The following is a 16,938-nucleotide window of genomic DNA, read 5'->3' as shown; positions in this document are numbered from 1 at the left end:
CATGGCTGTGCAAACCGTTGCAGGCAGCACCGATATCTCGCTCGGCCCCGCCGTCGCGCTCTCCTGTCGCGAGTGCGGCGAACGTTTCCCGCTCGGTCCGATCTTCGCCTGTGAGATGTGTTTCGGGCCGCTGGAGATCGCGTACGACCTGCCCGAGGGGGACCCGGAGGGCCTGCGGAAGCGGATCGAGGCCGGGCCGAACAACATCTGGCGCTACGCCCCGCTGCTGCCCGTGCCCGCCGACGTGGCGGAGAAGCCCAACACGAACCCGGGCTTCACCAAGCTGGTGAAGGCCGACCGTCTCGCCCGCGAGTTGGGCGTCACCGGCGGTCTGTACGTCAAGGACGACTCCGGCAACCCGACGCACTCCTTCAAGGACCGGGTGGTCGCCATCGCCGTCGAGGCCGCCCGCGCCTTCGGCTTCACCACCCTCTCGTGCTCCTCCACCGGCAACCTGGCCGGCGCCGTCGGCGCCGCCGCTGCCCGCGCCGGATTCCGCTCCTGCGTCTTCATCCCGCACGACCTGGAGCAGGGCAAGGTCGTGATGGCCGCGGTCTACGGCGGCGACCTGGTCGGCATCGAGGGCACCTACGACGACGTGAACCGCTTCTGCTCCGAGCTGATCGGCGATCCCGCGGGCGAGGGCTGGGGCTTCGTCAACGTCAACCTCCGCCCCTACTACGCCGAGGGCTCCAAGACCCTGGCGTACGAGATCTGCGAGCAGCTCGGCTGGAAGCTGCCGGACCAGCTCGTCGTCCCGATCGCCTCCGGCTCCCAGCTCACCAAGATCGACAAGGGGCTGCGCGAGCTGATCCGGCTGGGGCTGGTCGAGGACAAGCCGTACCGGATCTTCGGCGCCCAGGCCGAGGGTTGCTCGCCGGTGTCGCGGGCCTTCAAGGACGGCCACGACGTGGTGCGGCCGGTGCGGCCGGACACCATCGCCAAGTCCCTGGCCATCGGCAACCCGGCCGACGGCCCGTACGTCCTGGACATCGCGCGCCGCACCGGCGGTGCCGTGGAGGACGTGGACGACGGACGGATCGTCGAGGCGATCAAGCTGCTGGCGCGCACCGAGGGCATCTTCGCGGAGACCGCGGGCGGCGTGACCGTCGGCGTGACGAAGAAGCTCCTCGAGGAGGGCGTGCTCGACCCGTCCCTGACCACCGTCGTCCTCAACACCGGCGACGGCCTGAAGACCCTGGACGCGGTGGCGTCGACCACCGGACCGTCCGCGATCATCCGTCCGAACCTGGACTCCTTCCGAGAGGCTGGCCTGGCATGAGTGTCTCCGTCCGTATCCCGACGATCCTGCGCACGTACACCGGGGGCCGGGCCGAGGTGACGGCCGAGGGCGCGACGCTGGCCGAGGTCCTGGCGGACCTGGAGAAGAACCACCAGGGCATATCCGCCCGGGTGCTGGACGACTCCGGCAAGCTGCGCCGCTTCGTGAACGTCTACGTCGACGACGACGACGTCCGCTTCTCCGAGGGCCTCCAGACGCCGACGCCGGACGGCGCGAACGTCTCGATCATCCCGGCCGTCGCGGGCGGCTGCTGACGGCGCCCCGAGGGCCCGCGCGAGGCGGCCCCGTCTCCCGGCGGAACCGGCCGGGAGCGGGGCCGTCGGCGTGCGCGCCCCCCGCGGGCGCCTGACCCCGGCGATGAGTGGAATTGTCAATTCCGCCCTCTCGGGAACGGTAGAGTGAGCGTGCCTCCCCCCGAATGCGCACTCCGCGCCCATAAGAACGCGACAACTTGTCCGCACATTCGCTGCCGCAATTGTCGTGTTGGTCCGCTATGCCCGGCCCGAGTTGCCCTGCTTTCCTGCCGTTCATGTGCTTATCGGCAATCCGGCGTGACCGGAATTCTCGTCTGAGAGACCTGTTGCGGAGGGCTTCCGCCCAGATACATTCGGCCGCGGTCGACGCGTTCCGGCGCACACCCCCTCTCGCCGGGGGGTGACATCTGACCCGGGTCCGCGGAGTGTGGACTCGTGCAAGGGCCAGCAATAGGGGAGTTAGGAATGGCTCAAGGCACCGTCAAGTGGTTCAACGCGGAGAAGGGATACGGCTTCATCGCGGTCGACGGTGGTGCGGACGTGTTCGTCCACTACAGCGCGATCCAGATGGACGGCTACCGCACCCTTGAGGAAGGACAGCGGGTTGAATTCGAGATCTCGCAGGGTCAGAAGGGTCCGCAGGCGGACATGGTCCGCGTGACGGCCTGAAGCGCCGGCCACTCGCACCACGAGCAGTAGTAGACGGCACAGGAGGGTCCGCACCCCGGAGGGGTGCGGACCCTCCGTCGTGTCCGGCACACCGCGCGCGGTCGTGCGCCCTCGCCGCGTCCCCCGGCGTCCCCCGGCGTCTCCCGGGGGCCCCTGACGTCTCCCGGCGTCCCCCGGCACGCTCTGGTGGCCTCCGGTGTCCTCCTCTCCTTCCGCTCCTCCCCTTCCGCTCCCCTCCCGTCGTCCTCGGCCGTCCTCCGTCGTCCTCCGGCGCCCTCTCCCGTCCCCCGTCCGCCTCCCGTGTCCCGCCGCCCCCTCCCGAGCGGGCGCGCGGGGCGCGAGCGCCCGGACGCGCTTGCACTCGGAGGGGTCGAGTGCTAATCATTGGCGTTAGCACTCTGAAGGTGAGAGTGACAGAACGAGGACCGGTTCGGTGAGGTGCGCAAGCCCGGTGGAGCAGGGAACCCCGGGAGTGCGGGCCGTCCGTCGCGGGCGCCAGAGCGGTCCGGAGAAATCCTCCCCCAGCCTTCGGGCCGGGGGGACCCCCAAAGTCTGGGAGGACCACTTCACATGGCCAAGATCATCGCGTTCGACGAGGAGGCGCGGCGCGGCCTCGAGCGCGGTATGAACCAGCTCGCCGACGCCGTCAAGGTCACGCTCGGCCCCAAGGGCCGCAACGTCGTCCTTGAGAAGAAGTGGGGCGCCCCCACGATCACCAACGACGGTGTGTCCATCGCCAAGGAGATCGAGCTCGAGGACCCGTACGAGAAGATCGGTGCCGAGCTGGTCAAGGAGGTCGCCAAGAAGACGGACGACGTCGCCGGTGACGGTACGACCACCGCGACCGTCCTCGCCCAGGCGCTCGTCCGCGAGGGTCTGCGCAACGTGGCCGCCGGTGCCAACCCCATGGCCCTCAAGCGCGGCATCGAGAAGGCCACCGAGGCCGTCTCCGCCGCCCTGCTGGAGCAGGCCAAGGAGGTCGAGACCAAGGAGCAGATCGCTTCGACCGCCTCCATCTCCGCCGCCGACACCCAGATCGGCGAGCTGATCGCCGAGGCGATGGACAAGGTCGGCAAGGAAGGCGTCATCACCGTCGAGGAGTCGCAGACCTTCGGCCTGGAGCTCGAGCTCACCGAGGGCATGCGCTTCGACAAGGGCTACATCTCCGCCTACTTCGCCACCGACATGGAGCGGATGGAGGCGGTCCTGGAGGACCCCTACATCCTGATCGCCAACCAGAAGATCTCCGCGGTCAAGGACCTGCTGCCGCTCCTGGAGAAGGTCATGCAGGCCGGCAAGCCGCTGCTGATCATCGCCGAGGACGTCGAGGGCGAGGCCCTGTCGACCCTGGTGGTCAACAAGATCCGCGGCACCTTCAAGTCCGTCGCCGTCAAGGCTCCGGGCTTCGGCGACCGCCGCAAGGCCATGCTGGGCGACATCGCCATCCTCACCGGCGGCCAGGTCATCTCCGAGGAGGTCGGCCTCAAGCTGGAGAACGCCGGCCTGGAGCTGCTGGGCCGCGCCCGCAAGGTCGTCATCACCAAGGACGAGACCACCATCGTCGACGGTGCCGGTGACAGCGAGCAGGTCAACGGCCGGGTCAACCAGATCCGCGCCGAGATCGAGAGCTCCGACTCCGACTACGACCGCGAGAAGCTCCAGGAGCGTCTGGCGAAGCTGGCCGGCGGCGTGGCCGTCATCAAGGCCGGTGCCGCCACCGAGGTGGAGCTGAAGGAGCGCAAGCACCGCATCGAGGACGCCGTCCGCAACGCGAAGGCCGCCGTCGAGGAGGGCATCGTCGCCGGTGGTGGCGTGGCCCTGCTGCAGGCGTCCAACGTCTTCGAGAAGCTGGAGCTGGAGGGCGACGAGGCCACCGGTGCCGCCGCCGTCAAGGCCGCTCTGGAGGCTCCGCTGAAGCAGATCGCGGTCAACGCCGGCCTGGAGGGCGGCGTCATCGTGGAGAAGGTGCGCAACCTGACCCCGGGCCACGGTCTGAACGCCGCGACCGGTGAGTACGTGGACATGATCGCCGAGGGCATCATCGACCCGGCCAAGGTCACCCGCTCCGCGCTGCAGAACGCCGCCTCCATCGCGGCGCTCTTCCTCACCACCGAGGCCGTCATCGCCGACAAGCCGGAGAAGGCCGCGGCCGGTGCCGACGCCGCCGCCGGCGGCATGGGCGGTGGCATGGACTTCTGATCCGCCTCCAGCGGATCGGCGGTTCCCGCCGCGCGTACCGCTCGCGGTGCGCGACCAGGCCACGAGGGCGGCACCCCCGTACGGGGGTGCCGCCCTTCGCCCTGTTGTCCAGGATGTGAGATTTTGCACCGGGTGAAGACTGTTCCGGAGCGCGTCCCGGCGGATAACCTCCCGGGTGCGACCAAGCAGAAGGCTTAATTCCGCAGCCTGTCGCAGCGCCGGCCCTTCCCCCGATCCCTGGACGACAACGGATGAGTACGCTCGACACACTGATCGTCGAGATCAACGACCACTTCTGGACCTACCTGCTGATTCCCCTGGTGGCCGTGGCGGGCCTCTACTTCACCCTCCGCTCACGGGCCCTGCAGATCCGACTCCTGCCGGAGATGTTCCGGGTCGTCAGGGAACGGCCGCAGCCCGGTGCCGACGGCACCAAGCCCGTCTCCGCCTTCGGCGCCTTCAGCATCTCCGCCGCCGCCCGGATCGGCACCGGCAACATCGCCGGCGTCGCGAGCGCCATCACCGTCGGCGGCGCGGGCGCGGTCTTCTGGATGTGGGTCATGGCGATCGTCGGCAGCGCCTCCGCCTTCGTGGAGGCCGCGCTCGCCCAGCTCTACAAGGTGCGCGACCGCGACGAGAACGGCAAGGGCACCTACCGCGGCGGCCCCGCGTACTACATGCAGCGCGGCCTGGGCAAGCGCTGGGTCGGCGTGCTCTTCGCCGTGGTCATCACCGTGACCTTCGGACTCGTCTTCACGGCCGTCCAGTCCAACACCATCGCCTCGGTGACCGCCGGCTCCCTCGGCACCGGAGGCGACGGCGGGCCGGCCTGGTTCGCCCCGACCGTCGGCGTGGCGCTCGCGGCGCTGCTCGGGCTCTCCGTCTTCGGCGGGGTCCGGCGGATCGCCTCGGTCACCCAGGTGCTCGTCCCGGTGATGGCCCTGATCTACCTGCTGCTCGCCCTGGTCGTCGTCGCCCTCAACGTCTCCGAGATCCCCCGGGTCGTCGCGGACATCGTCGGCGGCGCCTTCGGTATCCGCGAGGTCGTGGGCGGCGGCGTCGGCGCGGCGATCCAGCAGGGCGTGCGCCGCGGCATGTTCTCCAACGAGGCCGGCCTCGGCTCGGCGCCGAACGCGGCCGCCGCGGCCGAGACCTCCCACCCGGTCAAGCAGGGTCTGGTGCAGGCCCTGGGGGTCTTCTTCGACACCCTGGTGGTCTGCTCGGCGACCGCCTTCCTCATCCTCTCCGCCAACCCGGACCTCTCCGGCCGGCAGGGCGCCGACCTCACCCAGTCCGCGCTCCAGGACACCCTGGGCGCCTGGGCGGGCCACCTGCTGACGCTGGTGGTCTTCCTGGTGGCCTTCACCTCGATGATCGGCAACTACTACTACGGCGAGTCCAACATCGAGTTCATCACCCACCGGCGCTCGGTCATGACCGGCTACCGCGGACTGGTCCTCGTCGCCACCTTCCTCGGCGCGCTGGGCTCGGTGAGCGTGGTGTGGAACCTCGCCGACGTCACCATGGGCGTCATGGCCCTGGTCAACCTGCTGTCCATCCTGCCGCTGTCGGTGATCGCCTTCCGACTGCTGGACGACTACCTCGCACAGCGCCGTGCCGGCCTGGACCCGGTCTTCACGCGCGACCGCCTGCCGGGCCTGACGGGAGTGGAGTGCTGGGAGCCCGTGCCCTCCGTCGCGTCGGAGCGCGGCGGGGAGGCGGCGGACACCGGGGCCCGCTGACCCGGTACGCGAGCAGGCCACGAGGGCGGCACTCCCGTACGGGGGTGCCGCCCTTCGGCCTTTCCGCCGCCGGGCGGGCGGGGGGGCGTACGGCCGCGGTGTGGGAACCGGCGGGCAGCCCTCTCAGGCGCGCGCCGCCTCCAGCGCGGCGCGCAGGTGTCCCCCCGACTCCCGCAGCAGACGCTCGGCGGTGGGGCCGTCCACCTCGCCCAGGATGGTGAGGATGGCGTTCTTCACCTCGCCGTCGGTGGCGGCGAGCGCCGACTCGATCCGCTCGTCGCTCGCGCCCGTGGCGAGCGAGACGATCCGGCGCGAGCGGGCCTGGAGCTTGTCGTTGGAGGCCCGGACGTCGACCATCAGGTTCCCGTACGTCTTGCCCAGCCGGATCATGGTGATGGTCGAGATCATGTTGAGGACCAGCTTCTGGGCCGTGCCCGCCTTGAGCCGGGTGGACCCGGTCAGCAGCTCCGGCCCGACGACGACCTCGATGCCGTGCTCGGCCGCCGCCGTCAGCGGCGATCCGGCGTTGCAGGACAGCCCGACCGTCAGCGCCCCCCGCCGGCGCGCGTGCTCCACCGCGCCGACGGCGTACGGGGTGCGCCCGGAGGCCGAGACGCCGACCACCACGTCGTCCGGGCCCACCCCCAGCCCGTCCAGGTCGGACGCGGCGAGGTCGCCGCGGTCCTCGGCGCCCTCGACCGCGCGCACCAGCGCCGTCGGGCCGCCCGCGACCAGGCCGACGACCTGGGAGGGATCGGTGTTGAAGGTGGGAGGGCACTCGCTGGCGTCCAGCACGCCCAGCCGGCCGGCCGTCCCCGCACCCGCGTAGATCAGTCGGCCGCCCCGCGACATCCGGGCGGCGGTGGCGTCGATGGCGTCGGCGATGCGCGGCAGCTGCGTGGCGACGGCGGCGGGAACGGTGGCGTCCTCTCCGTTCATGATCCTGGCGATCTCCAGGGTGGGCAGCCGGTCGATGTCGGCCAGGTCCGTGCGGAACGCCTCGGTGGTGAGCGTCTCCAGCTCGGCGCGCAGCCGGTCGTACGGGCGGTGCGAGGCGTCGTCGGCGGTCGGAGAGGTCATCGGGATGCGGCTCTTTCCGTTGCTTCCGTGGTGCCGGGGCCGGCCTCCCGTGCCGGCGCCCGGACGTGGGTGGGGGGTGGGGCGACGCTGTGTGCCGTGCGGTGGGAGTTCGGCGCGGGTCAGCGCTGCCGGGGGGCGTGGCGGTGGGCCAGCGCCTCGTAGGAGGCCGACAGCGCGGGGGCGGCGGTCTCGTAGGTGCGCTGTGCCACGCCGATGAACAGGCAGTCCACGACGAGGAGTTGGCTGGTCCGGCTGGACATGGCCGCCGGGCGCAGCTCGCTCTCGCGCGCCGTGGAGGTGGTCAGGACGTGGTCGGCGTACTGGGCGATCTCCCCGTCCGGGCGCCCGGTGATCGCCACGGTGGTGGCGCCGTGGTCGAAGGCGACGCGCAGCGGTTCGATCACGTCCACCGTACGGCCGGAGTGCGTGATCGCTATGGCGACGTCGCCGGAGCGGAGCTGGACGGCGGTGGTGACCGCCAGGTGCGGATCGGCGTGGGCGTGGGCGACCAATCCGATGCGCAGCAGCTTCTGCACCAGGTCCTGGGCGACCAGGGCGGAGGCGCCCACGCCGTAGACGTCGATGCGGCGGGCGCCGGCCATCGCGGTCACGGCCGCCTCCACCTGGCCCGGGTCCAGTCCGGCGGCGGTGTCGGCGAGGGTCTGCCGCTCGTCGTGGGCGAGCTTGGCGATGACGTCCTCGATGGGGTCGTCCACGGCGATGTCGGCGGTGACCGAGGGCGCGGCGCCGGACGCCTGCTGCGCGGCGAGCCCGGCCAGCGCCAGCCGCAGGTCCCGGTAGCCGGGGTAGCCCAGGAGGCGCGAGGTCCGTACGACGGTGGCCTCGCTGGTGCCGGTGCGCTCGGCGAGGCCGGTGACGGTGAGCTGCGCGCACCCGGCCGGGTCGCCGGCGACGGCCTCGGCGACGCGCTGCATGGAGCGGGTCATCGAAGGAGCCATGGTGCGCACCTTGGCCGCGAGGGCGGCGGGCCCGGGCGGACCGGGGCGACGGCCCGGCGCGGCGTCGCGCGCCGGGCTGGCGAAACTTTCCTTCACGCTGTTGTTCACAGGGCGGAAGGTATTTTCGCGAGGGAGGGCCGTCAAGACCCCCGTGCCGCGTCCCGTCCGGCACGGTGCTCCGCTCGATCTGCTCCAATGGAGGGGTTATGACAGAGCAGCAGCCCACCCCTCCCGCCCTCGAACAGGCCCTCCACACCGCCCGGGCGCTCGTCCTCGCCGACCTCGCCGCCGACGGCATCGCCGAGGCCGAGATCGTCTCCCTGGTGGAGGACGCGGTCTCCCACCGCCGGTGGTGGGTCGAACAGTGGCCGGAGGGCGCCTCCTTCCTGGCGGGCCTGGTCGCCCAGGACGTCCAGGACGCGCTGCTGGACCGCTACGGCCGCTGGCCGTCCTGCCCGGTGTGCTCCGGCTCGGAGCGGCACGCGCTCGACGTCGAACCGGAGCTGGGCCCGGACCCGCACTGGGTGTGCGGCCGGACGGCGACGGCGGTGGCGCCGGTGGGGAAGCTGGGACGGGCCTGACACGTGACCGTCTACATCGACCCGCCCGTCTGGCCCGGCCACGGCAGAGTGTGGTCGCACCTGGTCAGCGACGTCTCCTACGAGGAACTGCACGCGTTCGCCGCCGCCCTCGGCTGCCCGCCGCGCGCCTTCGACCGCGACCACTACGACGTGCCCGGCACGCACTACGAGCGGGCGGTGCGGCTGGGCGCGGTCGAGGTGGGCAGCAAGGAGCTGCTGCGGCGGTTGACGGAGGCGGGGCTGCGCCGGCGCAAGCCGCCGCGCCGGGGCGCGGCGGCCACCCCGTCCCGACCGTCCTGACTCAGGTCGCCGGGATGCCCAGGGCCAGGATCGCGGTGTCGTCCTCCAGCCCCTCCCCGAAGCCCTCCAACAGCTTGGAGATCGCGGCGACCGCCTCGGACGCCCCGGCCGGCGCCAGCTCGTCGGCGAAGGCCAGCAGCGCCTCCTCCCCGTACCGGCCGCCGGAGTCGTCGGTGCGGGCCTCGGTCAGCCCGTCGGTGTACAGCATCAGGGTGTCGCCGGGGCCCAGGCGCACGTCGGTGGCGACGAAGCGGGCGTCGGGCAGCGGGCCGACGAGCTGGCCGCCGGGGGTGTGGACGTACCCGGCGGTGCCGTCGGCGCGCAGCAGCAGCGCCGGGGGGTGGCCGCCGGAGGCGAGGGTGAGCGAGCAGCCGCCGTCGTCGGGGGCGAGCACGCCGAAGACGACGGTGCAGTAGCGCGGGGCGTCGCCCTGGTTCTCGTGGTGGAGGACGGTGTTGAGGTTGGCCAGCACACTGAGCGGGTCGGGGTCGTAGACGCTCGCGGAGCGCAGGGTGTAGCGGGTGAGGGAGGTCAGGGCCGCCGCGCCCGCGCCCTTGCCGGACACGTCGCCCAGGAAGATCCCCCACCGGCCGCCGGCGAGGGGGAACAGGTCGTAGAAGTCGCCGCCGACCTCGTCCGTCGAGGCGGTGTGGTAGTGCGAGGCGACTTCGGCGCCCGGCACCTCGGGCAGGGTCGGGGGCAGCAGGCTGCGCTGGAGGGTGGTGGCCAGGCGCTGGACGCGTTCGCGCTCGCGTTCGGCCTCCCGACGGGCGCGCAGCAGCTCGCGCTCGTAGGAGCGGCGGTCGCGGGCGTCGAAGACGGTGGTGCGGATCAGCAGGGGCCGGCCGTCGGGGGAGTGCTTGACCCGGGAGGTGACCAGCACCGGCAGCCGTCCGCCGTCCGCCGTCCTCATCTCCAGGGCGATCCCGCCGATGTGGCCCTGCATGTGGAGCAGCGGGGCGAAGTGGGTCTCGTGGTAGAGCCGGCCGCCGACGGTGAGCAGGTCGGCGAAGGAGCGGCGGCCGACCAGCTCCTCGCGGGTGCGGCCGAGCCAGGTCAGCAGCGTGGTGTTGACCTTGGCGATCGTCCCGTCCATGAGGGTGGACAGGTAGCCGCAGGGGGCGTTCTCGTACAGGTCCTCGGCGCTCTCGCGGAGCTCCTCGGCGTTGTTCCGCAGCAGCTCGGAGACGGTTTCGGCGGCCGTGTCGCCCTCCCCGCCGCCTCCGGGGCCCGGGGAGGGTCCCGCGCGGGACGTCACCGATCCCTCGCGAAGGAGGCGATGGCCTCGGCCGTGGCCTCGGGGGCGCTCAGCTGCGGGCAGTGCCCGGTGGCGTCCAGGGTGACCAGGACGGAGCCCGGAATCCGGTCGCGGACGAACTCGCCCACCTCCGGCGGGGCGATCGCGTCGGGCACGCACCGGATCACCAGCGTCGGCACGCTCACCCCGGCCAGGTCGTCCCGGTTGTCGGAGAGGAACGTGGTCCGGGCGAAGACGCGCGCCATGTCCGGGTCGGTGCGGCAGAAGCTGTTGGTCAGCTCCTCGCCCAGCTCGGGCCGGTCCGGGTTGCCCATGATCACCGGGGCCATCGCCGCCGACCAGCCCAGGTAGTTGCTGTCCAGCGACTCCAGCAGCTCCTCGACGTCCTCCCTGCTGAACCCGCCCCGGTAGTCGCCCTCGTCGATGTAGCACGGCGAGGGGACGAGCAGGACCAGCTTGGCGAACCGCTCCGGCTCGCGCCGCGCCGCCAGCACCCCGATCATGGAGCTGACGGAGTGGCCCACGAAGGTCACGTCCCGCAGGGCCAGGTCCCGGCAGATCTCCAGCACGTCGTCCGCGTACCCCTCCAGCGAGGAGTAACGCTCGGGGTCCCAGGCGGCCGGGTCCGAGCGGCCGGAGCCCACGTGGTCGAAGAGCACCACCCGGAACTCCTCGGCGAGGACGGGCACCACCAGGCGCCACAGGTTCTGGTCGCAGCCGAAACCGTGCGCGAGCATCACCACCGGTCCGTCCTCCCGGCCGATGATCGTGACGTTGTGCCTGCCCCGCACGTCCATGGGTCTGTCCTCTCGACCGGGCCCCCGCCCTGCCGCGGGCCGCGGACCCCGGGCGGTCCACAGGACCTCTGGCCACCGAGGGTAACGCCATCCGGTGAGGTCGTCGTTCCGGGGAGAGCCGGCGGGGTGTGCGGTCGTCCGCCGGGGATCAGCCGGGGATCAGCCCGTCGTTCCGCCGCTCTCCGCCGGGACGACGACCTCGGGGCGCGAGCCGGCCACCACGCGGGAGGCGGCCGTGCGCCGGTGCCGGCGCGAGGCGACCGCCGTCGCGCAGAGGGCCGCGGCGGCCAGTGCCGCGCCGGCCCAGGAGACGGCCTTGTACCCCCAGCCCGCGCCGATCACCAGGCCGCCGATCCAGGGGCCGAGCGTGTTGCCGATGTTGAACGCCGAGGTGTTCGTCGCGCCCGCCAGGGTGGGGGCGTCGCCCGCGATGTCGAACATCCGGGCGTTGATGGCCGGGGCCGTGAAGAAGGACGTCACGCCGAGCGCCAGCGCCAGCCCGACGGCCGCCACGGGCAGGTGCGCGATCAGCGCCAGCAGGGCCAGGACCGCGGTGGTGGCGGCGAGACCGGTGTACATGGTCCCGAACAGGTGCGCGTCGGCCACCCGGCCGCCGATCGACGTGCCGATCAGCGCACCGACCCCGTACAGCACCAGGACGGTCGGCACCCAGCCCTCGTCCAGGCCGGCGGTGTCGGTGAGCAGCGGGGAGAGGTAGGAGAAGAGGCAGAAGGTGGCGGCGGCGTTGAGCGCGGTGATCGTGATCGCCAGCCAGACCTGGCCGTCGCGGTAGATCCGCAGCTCCCGGCGGAGGCGGGGCCGGTCCTCGCCGGTGGGCGGCTGCGTCCGGGGCACGAGCGTGACCACGCCGACCAGGCCGATCGCCGACAGGGCGGCCACCGCCCAGAACGCCGCCCGCCAGCCCGCGTGCTGTCCCAGGAGCGCCCCGGCCGGGACGCCCACGACGTTGGCGATGCTCAGCCCGCCGATCATCACGGACATCGCCCGCGCCTTCGCCCCCGGCGGCGACAGCGACACGGCCACCGCCGCGCCCACCGCCCAGAACCCGGCGCACGCCAGCGCGCTCACCACCCGCGAGGCGAACAGCACCTCGTACGTCGGCGCCATCGCCCCCGCGACCTGCCCGAGCCCGAAGACGGCCAACAGCGCGACGAGCGTGGTGCGTTGGGGCAGCCGCAGCGTCGCCCCCGCCAGCACCGGCGCCCCGACCACCATTCCGATCGCGAAGGCGGACACCAGCAGTCCGGCCTGTGGAATGGAGACGTCCATGTCGCGGGCGAGCGGCTGGAGCAGCCCGGAGATCATGAACTCCGAGGTCCCCAGGGCGAAGACGGACAGCCCCAGGACGTGGACGGCCAGGGGCATGCGGGCGCGCTCGGCGCGGCGTGGTGTGTCGGGTCGAGGCATGTACGGGACCAACTCCGCCCGCGGCCCTGTCATTCCTCGCCGCGACGGACTGCCCGCATTGTCTTGTATGTCTGTTCGAGGGTGGGCGCCTTCGTTTCCTCAGTCCGTCGCCTCCCCGGCCGTCAGCAGCTCCAGCTCCGTGGTGAGGTTGCGGCGGGCGGCGTGCTCCCAGTGGTCCCGGCCGTAGGGGGTGCGGAAGAGGGTGGGCAGGGCGAGGAGCCGGCGCAGGACGTCGGCGCGGCCGGCGCGGAAGGCGTGGTCGGGGAGGAAGGCGTACTCGTCGCGGACGGCGGCGGCGTAGGCGGCGTACTCCTGCGGCGTCCCGGCGAGGACGGCGAGGTCGGCGTCGCACAGCACCTCGCCGCTCGTGTCGCCGGGGGCCGGGTCGTGGGTGGCGGTGAGGAGGACCAGGCGGGCGACCTCGGCGGTGACGGCCGGGGAGACCCCCGCCTCGGGGAGGGCGCGCTCGGCCAGGCGTGCGCTGCGCTCCTCGTTGGTGGAGCGCTCCGGGAGGTGGACGGCGTCGTGGAACCAGGCCGCCAGCAGCACGGCGGCGACCGCCTCCGGCCCCTCGCAGTGCGAGGAGAGCAGCCCGACCCGGTCCAGGACGGCGATCAGGTGGTCGGTGGTGTGGTAGCGGCGGTGGGGCTCGGCCCAGCGGGCGAGGAGGTCCTCGGCGTAGGCGTACGGGGAGGGGGTGCCGGGCGGAAGGTCGGCTTCCGGGCGGCGGACGGCCAGCAGGGTCCGGGTCCAGCGCTCGCGCAGGTCGTCGTGGGCCGGATGGCGGTTCTCCGGGATGGTCATGGGGGCAATTGTGTGCCGCGCCTTCCCACCGTGTCCGGCGGTGTGGCAGGCTCGGTATATGTCTAGACCAATCCTCGAGGTGATCGCCCTCGACGCACGGGACGCGGCAGCCGCGCAGGCCGGAGGGGCGGACCGCCTCGAACTGGCCGACGACATGGCCGCCAGTGGCCTCACCCCGTCCCACGAGACCTTCGCCGCCGTCCGCGCCGCCGTGGACCTTCCCGTACGGGTGATGCTGCGGGCCGCGGACGGCTTCTCCGCGGGCGGCCCCGAGGCGCTGGACGCGCTGTGCGAACGGGCCCGGCGGCTGCGGGCCGAGGGCGCCGAGGAGTTCGTGCTCGGCTTCCTCGACGACACCGGCGGCCCCGACCTCGCCGCGATCGACGCCCTCCTGGACGCCGTCCCCGGCTGCCGCTGGACCTTCCACCGCGCCATCGACCGCTGCGCCGACCGCGACACCCTGCGCAAGCGGCTCGACGACCTGCCCGGCCTGGACACCTACCTCACCGCCGGATCGGCGGGCGGCGTGACGGAGGGCCTGGACGTCCTGCGCGCCGAGGCGGCCCGCACCGCGGCCGGCGAGCCCGGCTACCGGCCGCGCCTGATGGCCGGCGGCGGCCTGCGCCCGGACCACGTCCCCGCGCTGCGCGCCGCGGGCGTCACCGCCTTCCACATCGGCGGCGCCGCCCGCGCGGGCGGCTGGGACACCCCGGTCTCCCCGGGCGCGGTCCGCGCCTGGCGGGCCCTGCTGGACGCCTGAACCGAGCCGTGCTCGGCGCCCCCTCCGCGCCGCCGTCCGGGCACGTGGAGGGTTCCCGCAGGTCACGGAGAGGGTGCGCAGGTGCGCACCGGACCAGGACTGTGATAGGGGAACCTCGTGCACCGGCCGGGCACTGTGCCGGCCGGGCGGTCGAGCGTGGGGGGAAGGGCGTGCCGAAGCGGAAGATCGTGGACGAGGGCGAGGTCATCCGGTGGTTCGAGGAGGGGTGGACCTACCAGGAGATGACCGATGAGTACAAGCGGAAGTACAACATCGACACCGTGCTGTCCCTGTGGGGGAACTTCCGCCAGCGCAAGGGGCTCGACCGCCGCATCGCCCGCGACGACGACCTGATCCCCTGGGCGATGAAGCGGGAGCATCGCCAGCTCTACCCGGTCATGATGCTCCGTCTGGAGGCCCGTCGCCGGGCCGGCATGGCCATCGACGAGGACGAGAGGAAACGCCTGGATTCCTGGAAGAGGAAATTGGCGGAGGAGAACGTCGTCGTGCACTACGACCCGGACACCGAGGACGGCTTCGCCTACGTGCGCCGCGAGCCGACCGACGGCGACCTCATTCGGCGCCCCGCGCGGAAGACCACCCTGCGCAGGAACGCCGACAACAGGTGAGGCGTCCGGCCCTGCCCGGACCGGGCGGGACGCGCTGTGCCCGGCACCGGCCTCGGAGGGGACGGTCGCCGTCCGGCGGCCACCGCCCCTCCCGCGGACCGGAGGGCGCGGCCGGCCGCCGGGCTCCGGGTCGGGTCAGGAGGCCGCGGCCCGGAAGGCGGGCAGGTACCCCTTCTCGTGGCCCTCGGCCGTCGGGTGGATGGTGGAGCCGCTGATCCACGGGTCGTCCGTGCAGATTTCGTGCCCGGCGAAGGCGGGACGGGCGTCGGCGAAGACGAACCCGGCCGCTGCGGCGCGGTCGGCGATCACCTGGTTGAGCAGGTCGGAGCCGTCGTTGATGGCCGTGCGCTTGCCGGACCCCATGCTCGGACAGACGCCGCCCTCCTTGTAGAGGTACGGGTACCCCACAACGACGACTCTGGCCCTCGGGGCCCGGTTCCGGATGGCGGCGTACAGGGCGTCCAGCTTCCCGGGGAGTTCGTCGCGGACGTACTCGGCGGCCTCGTCCAGCCTCTGCTCGCAGCCCGCCTGGGTGGAGAGCATGCAGCTCAGCATGATCGAGGCGAAGCCGGCGTCGTTGCCGCCGATGCTGATGCCGACCAGCGTGGTGTTCCCGTCCAGGTACCGGATCTGACGGTTCAGGACGTCGGGGATCGTGGCCCCGCCGCAGGCGGCGAAGGTGAAGGAGGCGGGCGCGGTGGCCTCCGCCCACAGGGCCGGGTAGGCGTTGCGGCTCCGGGTGCACAGCACGTCGGAGTAGTCGCCGGCGCCGGTGCCGGAGGTGTAGGAGTCGCCGAGGGCCACAAGGCTCTCACCGGCGTTCTCTCCGGCGGACGCGGGCGCCGGTACGGTGATCGCGAGCCCGAGGGCCAGCAGGACGGTGGTGAGGACGCGGGGCATGCGCATGGTTTCCTCCGGGGGACATGCACAAGGGGTGTGAGGGGGGCGGGCCGTGGGGGCCACCGCACACCATTACCGCCCGCTCCCGCCCGCGACATCGGTGGAATCGCCGGTTGTGACACCGACGAGCGATGCGACCGCGATGCGTGTGACCGTGTGACGATCGTGGAAAATCCTCGACGGCCGCCGTCCGGGCGGGGCGACGCAACCGACGACGTCTCGGAAAGACCGAGCGCGCCGGGCCGTCGACCGGTGCGGCACGGCCCTGCCGCCCCGGTGGAGGAGACGGCAGGGCACGCGACCACCCGCTCCGGGCGAGCCCGGCGCCGACCGGCGGGCCTCACGCCCCGATGCGGATGGCGTCGAGGCAGGCCGCCTCGTCGTCCGAGAGCCGCAGCGCGCCCGCGGCGATGTTCTCGACCAGGTGGTCCGGGTTGCCGGTGCCGGGGATGGCCAGGACGTGCGGACCCTGCCGGAGCGTCCACGCCAGCCGGACCTGGGCGGGCGTCGCGCCGTGCGCGCGGGCCGTGGCGAGGACGTGCTCGTTGTCGGTTCCGCTCGCGCCCGCCTCGCGGCCCTCGCCGGCTATCGCGAAGAACGGCACGAACGCGATGCCCAGGTCGCCGCAGAGGCGCAGGAGTTCGCGCTCCTCGGCCGGCGCGCCGATGCCGTAGGCGTTCTGTACGCACACCACCGGCGCTATCGCCCGCGCCTCCGCGAGGTGTTCGGCCGTGGCGTTGGAGATGCCCAGGTGACGGATGAGGCCGGCGTCGCGCAACTCCGCCAGCGCGCCGAAGTGTTCGGCGATCGATCCGTTCCTCCGGCTCGGCGGGACACGGAGGTTGACCACGTCGAGGTGGTCGCGGCCGAGTTGGCGGATGTTCTCCTCGACCTGGCCGCGCAGTTGGTCGGGTTCGGCCCACCACCACCGGCCCGACGGGTCGCGTCCCGCCCACACCTTGGTGGCGATGACCAGATCGTCCGGGTAGGGGGAGAGCGCCCGGTTGATCAGCTCGTTGGCGGAGCGCGTCGCCGAGAAGTAGAACGCGGCGGTGTCGATGTGGTTCACGCCGAGTTCGACGGCGCGGCGCAGCACGGCGATGGACCGCTCGCGGTCGCCGGGCGTGCCGAGGTCGAAGGCGGCACTGCCCGTCAGACGCATCGCGCCGAAGCCCATCCGACGGACGGTCAGGTCGCCGAGTCTCCAGGTGCCCGCGGACGCCGCGGTGATCGTCTCGGTCGTCATGTGGTTCTCCGCATCGCTCGGTTGTCGCT

The 16,938-nt window shown here is 72.6% G+C and carries 17 protein-coding genes; 9 read left to right on the top strand and 8 right to left on the bottom strand.

What is annotated here, in order from left to right; all coding sequences use genetic code 11:
* Position 1: 1 nt before the first annotated feature.
* The 5 genes from thrC (at position 2) to ABD335_RS03290 (ending at position 6,167) form a co-directional block, all read left to right on the top strand.
* Complete coding sequence (gene thrC / locus ABD335_RS03310) at positions 2 to 1,282, top strand: threonine synthase (protein ID WP_344320504.1); 1,281 nt, start codon at positions 2 to 4, stop codon at positions 1,280 to 1,282.
* Positions 1,279 to 1,557 (top strand): MoaD/ThiS family protein, encoded by a 279-nt coding sequence (locus tag ABD335_RS03305; RefSeq protein WP_344320503.1) that lies wholly within the window; start codon positions 1,279 to 1,281, stop codon positions 1,555 to 1,557. The genes thrC and ABD335_RS03305 overlap by 4 nt, the downstream gene beginning before the upstream one ends.
* A 465-nt stretch (positions 1,558 to 2,022) precedes the next feature.
* Positions 2,023 to 2,226, top strand: coding sequence for a cold-shock protein (locus ABD335_RS03300; protein ID WP_004986573.1), 204 nt, complete (start codon positions 2,023 to 2,025; stop codon positions 2,224 to 2,226).
* A gap of 570 nt (positions 2,227 to 2,796) precedes the next feature.
* Positions 2,797 to 4,425, top strand: a complete 1,629-nt coding sequence (groL, locus tag ABD335_RS03295) for a chaperonin GroEL (protein WP_344320502.1) — start codon at positions 2,797 to 2,799, stop codon at positions 4,423 to 4,425.
* A gap of 251 nt (positions 4,426 to 4,676) precedes the next feature.
* On the top strand, positions 4,677 to 6,167 hold the full coding sequence (locus ABD335_RS03290) for an alanine/glycine:cation symporter family protein (protein ID WP_344320501.1): 1,491 nt from the start codon (positions 4,677 to 4,679) through the stop codon (positions 6,165 to 6,167).
* 123 nt (positions 6,168 to 6,290) lie between these two features.
* Here the strand turns inward: ABD335_RS03290 and murQ are convergent, their stop codons facing one another.
* Together murQ and ABD335_RS03280 are read right to left on the bottom strand one after the other, a co-directional pair.
* Positions 6,291 to 7,247: an N-acetylmuramic acid 6-phosphate etherase gene (gene murQ, locus ABD335_RS03285; RefSeq protein ID WP_344320500.1), complete on the bottom strand. Its 957-nt coding sequence runs from the start codon at positions 7,245 to 7,247 to the stop codon at positions 6,291 to 6,293.
* A 119-nt stretch (positions 7,248 to 7,366) separates the two neighbouring features.
* Entirely contained in the window at positions 7,367 to 8,302 is a 936-nt protein-coding gene (locus ABD335_RS03280) for a MurR/RpiR family transcriptional regulator (RefSeq protein ID WP_344320707.1), read from the bottom strand.
* Between the two features lie 110 nt (positions 8,303 to 8,412).
* On the opposite strand from ABD335_RS03280, the gene ABD335_RS03275 reads away from it, so the two are divergent.
* Both ABD335_RS03275 and ABD335_RS03270 read left to right on the top strand, forming a co-directional pair.
* Positions 8,413 to 8,787 carry a hypothetical protein gene (locus ABD335_RS03275; RefSeq protein WP_344320499.1) on the top strand — a complete coding sequence of 125 codons (375 nt, stop codon included), beginning with the start codon at positions 8,413 to 8,415 and terminating at the stop codon, positions 8,785 to 8,787.
* A 3-nt stretch (positions 8,788 to 8,790) separates the two neighbouring features.
* Positions 8,791 to 9,087: a DUF4031 domain-containing protein gene (locus ABD335_RS03270; protein WP_344320498.1), complete on the top strand. Its 297-nt coding sequence runs from the start codon at positions 8,791 to 8,793 to the stop codon at positions 9,085 to 9,087.
* 1 nt (position 9,088) lies between these two features.
* Here ABD335_RS03270 and ABD335_RS03265 read toward each other — a convergent pair whose 3' ends face one another.
* From ABD335_RS03265 to ABD335_RS03250, 4 genes are all read right to left on the bottom strand, one after another.
* Entirely contained in the window at positions 9,089 to 10,345 is a 1,257-nt protein-coding gene (locus tag ABD335_RS03265; RefSeq protein WP_425583534.1) for a PP2C family protein-serine/threonine phosphatase, read from the bottom strand.
* Positions 10,342 to 11,142 carry an alpha/beta fold hydrolase gene (locus ABD335_RS03260; protein ID WP_344320497.1) on the bottom strand — a complete coding sequence of 267 codons (801 nt, stop codon included), beginning with the start codon at positions 11,140 to 11,142 and terminating at the stop codon, positions 10,342 to 10,344. The genes ABD335_RS03265 and ABD335_RS03260 overlap by 4 nt, the downstream gene beginning before the upstream one ends.
* 159 nt (positions 11,143 to 11,301) lie before the next feature.
* Positions 11,302 to 12,570, bottom strand: a complete 1,269-nt coding sequence (locus tag ABD335_RS03255) for a Cmx/CmrA family chloramphenicol efflux MFS transporter (RefSeq protein WP_344320496.1) — start codon at positions 12,568 to 12,570, stop codon at positions 11,302 to 11,304.
* A gap of 99 nt (positions 12,571 to 12,669) precedes the next feature.
* Entirely contained in the window at positions 12,670 to 13,374 is a 705-nt protein-coding gene (locus tag ABD335_RS03250; protein WP_344320495.1) for an HD domain-containing protein, read from the bottom strand.
* 58 nt (positions 13,375 to 13,432) lie between these two features.
* Here ABD335_RS03250 and ABD335_RS03245 point away from each other — a divergent pair, with 58 nt between their 5' ends.
* Positions 13,433 to 14,134, top strand: a complete 702-nt coding sequence (locus tag ABD335_RS03245; protein ID WP_344320494.1) for a copper homeostasis protein CutC — start codon at positions 13,433 to 13,435, stop codon at positions 14,132 to 14,134.
* A gap of 170 nt (positions 14,135 to 14,304) precedes the next feature.
* Complete coding sequence (locus tag ABD335_RS03240) at positions 14,305 to 14,763, top strand: hypothetical protein (RefSeq protein ID WP_344320493.1); 459 nt, start codon at positions 14,305 to 14,307, stop codon at positions 14,761 to 14,763.
* A gap of 135 nt (positions 14,764 to 14,898) precedes the next feature.
* Here ABD335_RS03240 and ABD335_RS03235 read toward each other — a convergent pair whose 3' ends face one another.
* On the bottom strand, positions 14,899 to 15,669 hold the full coding sequence (locus ABD335_RS03235; protein WP_344320492.1) for an SGNH/GDSL hydrolase family protein: 771 nt from the start codon (positions 15,667 to 15,669) through the stop codon (positions 14,899 to 14,901).
* 334 nt (positions 15,670 to 16,003) lie between these two features.
* Positions 16,004 to 16,909: an oxidoreductase gene (locus ABD335_RS03230; protein ID WP_344320491.1), complete on the bottom strand. Its 906-nt coding sequence runs from the start codon at positions 16,907 to 16,909 to the stop codon at positions 16,004 to 16,006.
* Positions 16,910 to 16,938: the final 29 nt, after the last annotated feature.

It is taken from the genome of Streptomyces macrosporus, assembly GCF_039533145.1.
Lineage (GTDB): Bacteria > Actinomycetota > Actinomycetes > Streptomycetales > Streptomycetaceae > Streptomyces > Streptomyces macrosporus.
This window is presented reverse-complemented; position numbering and strand designations above follow the sequence as displayed.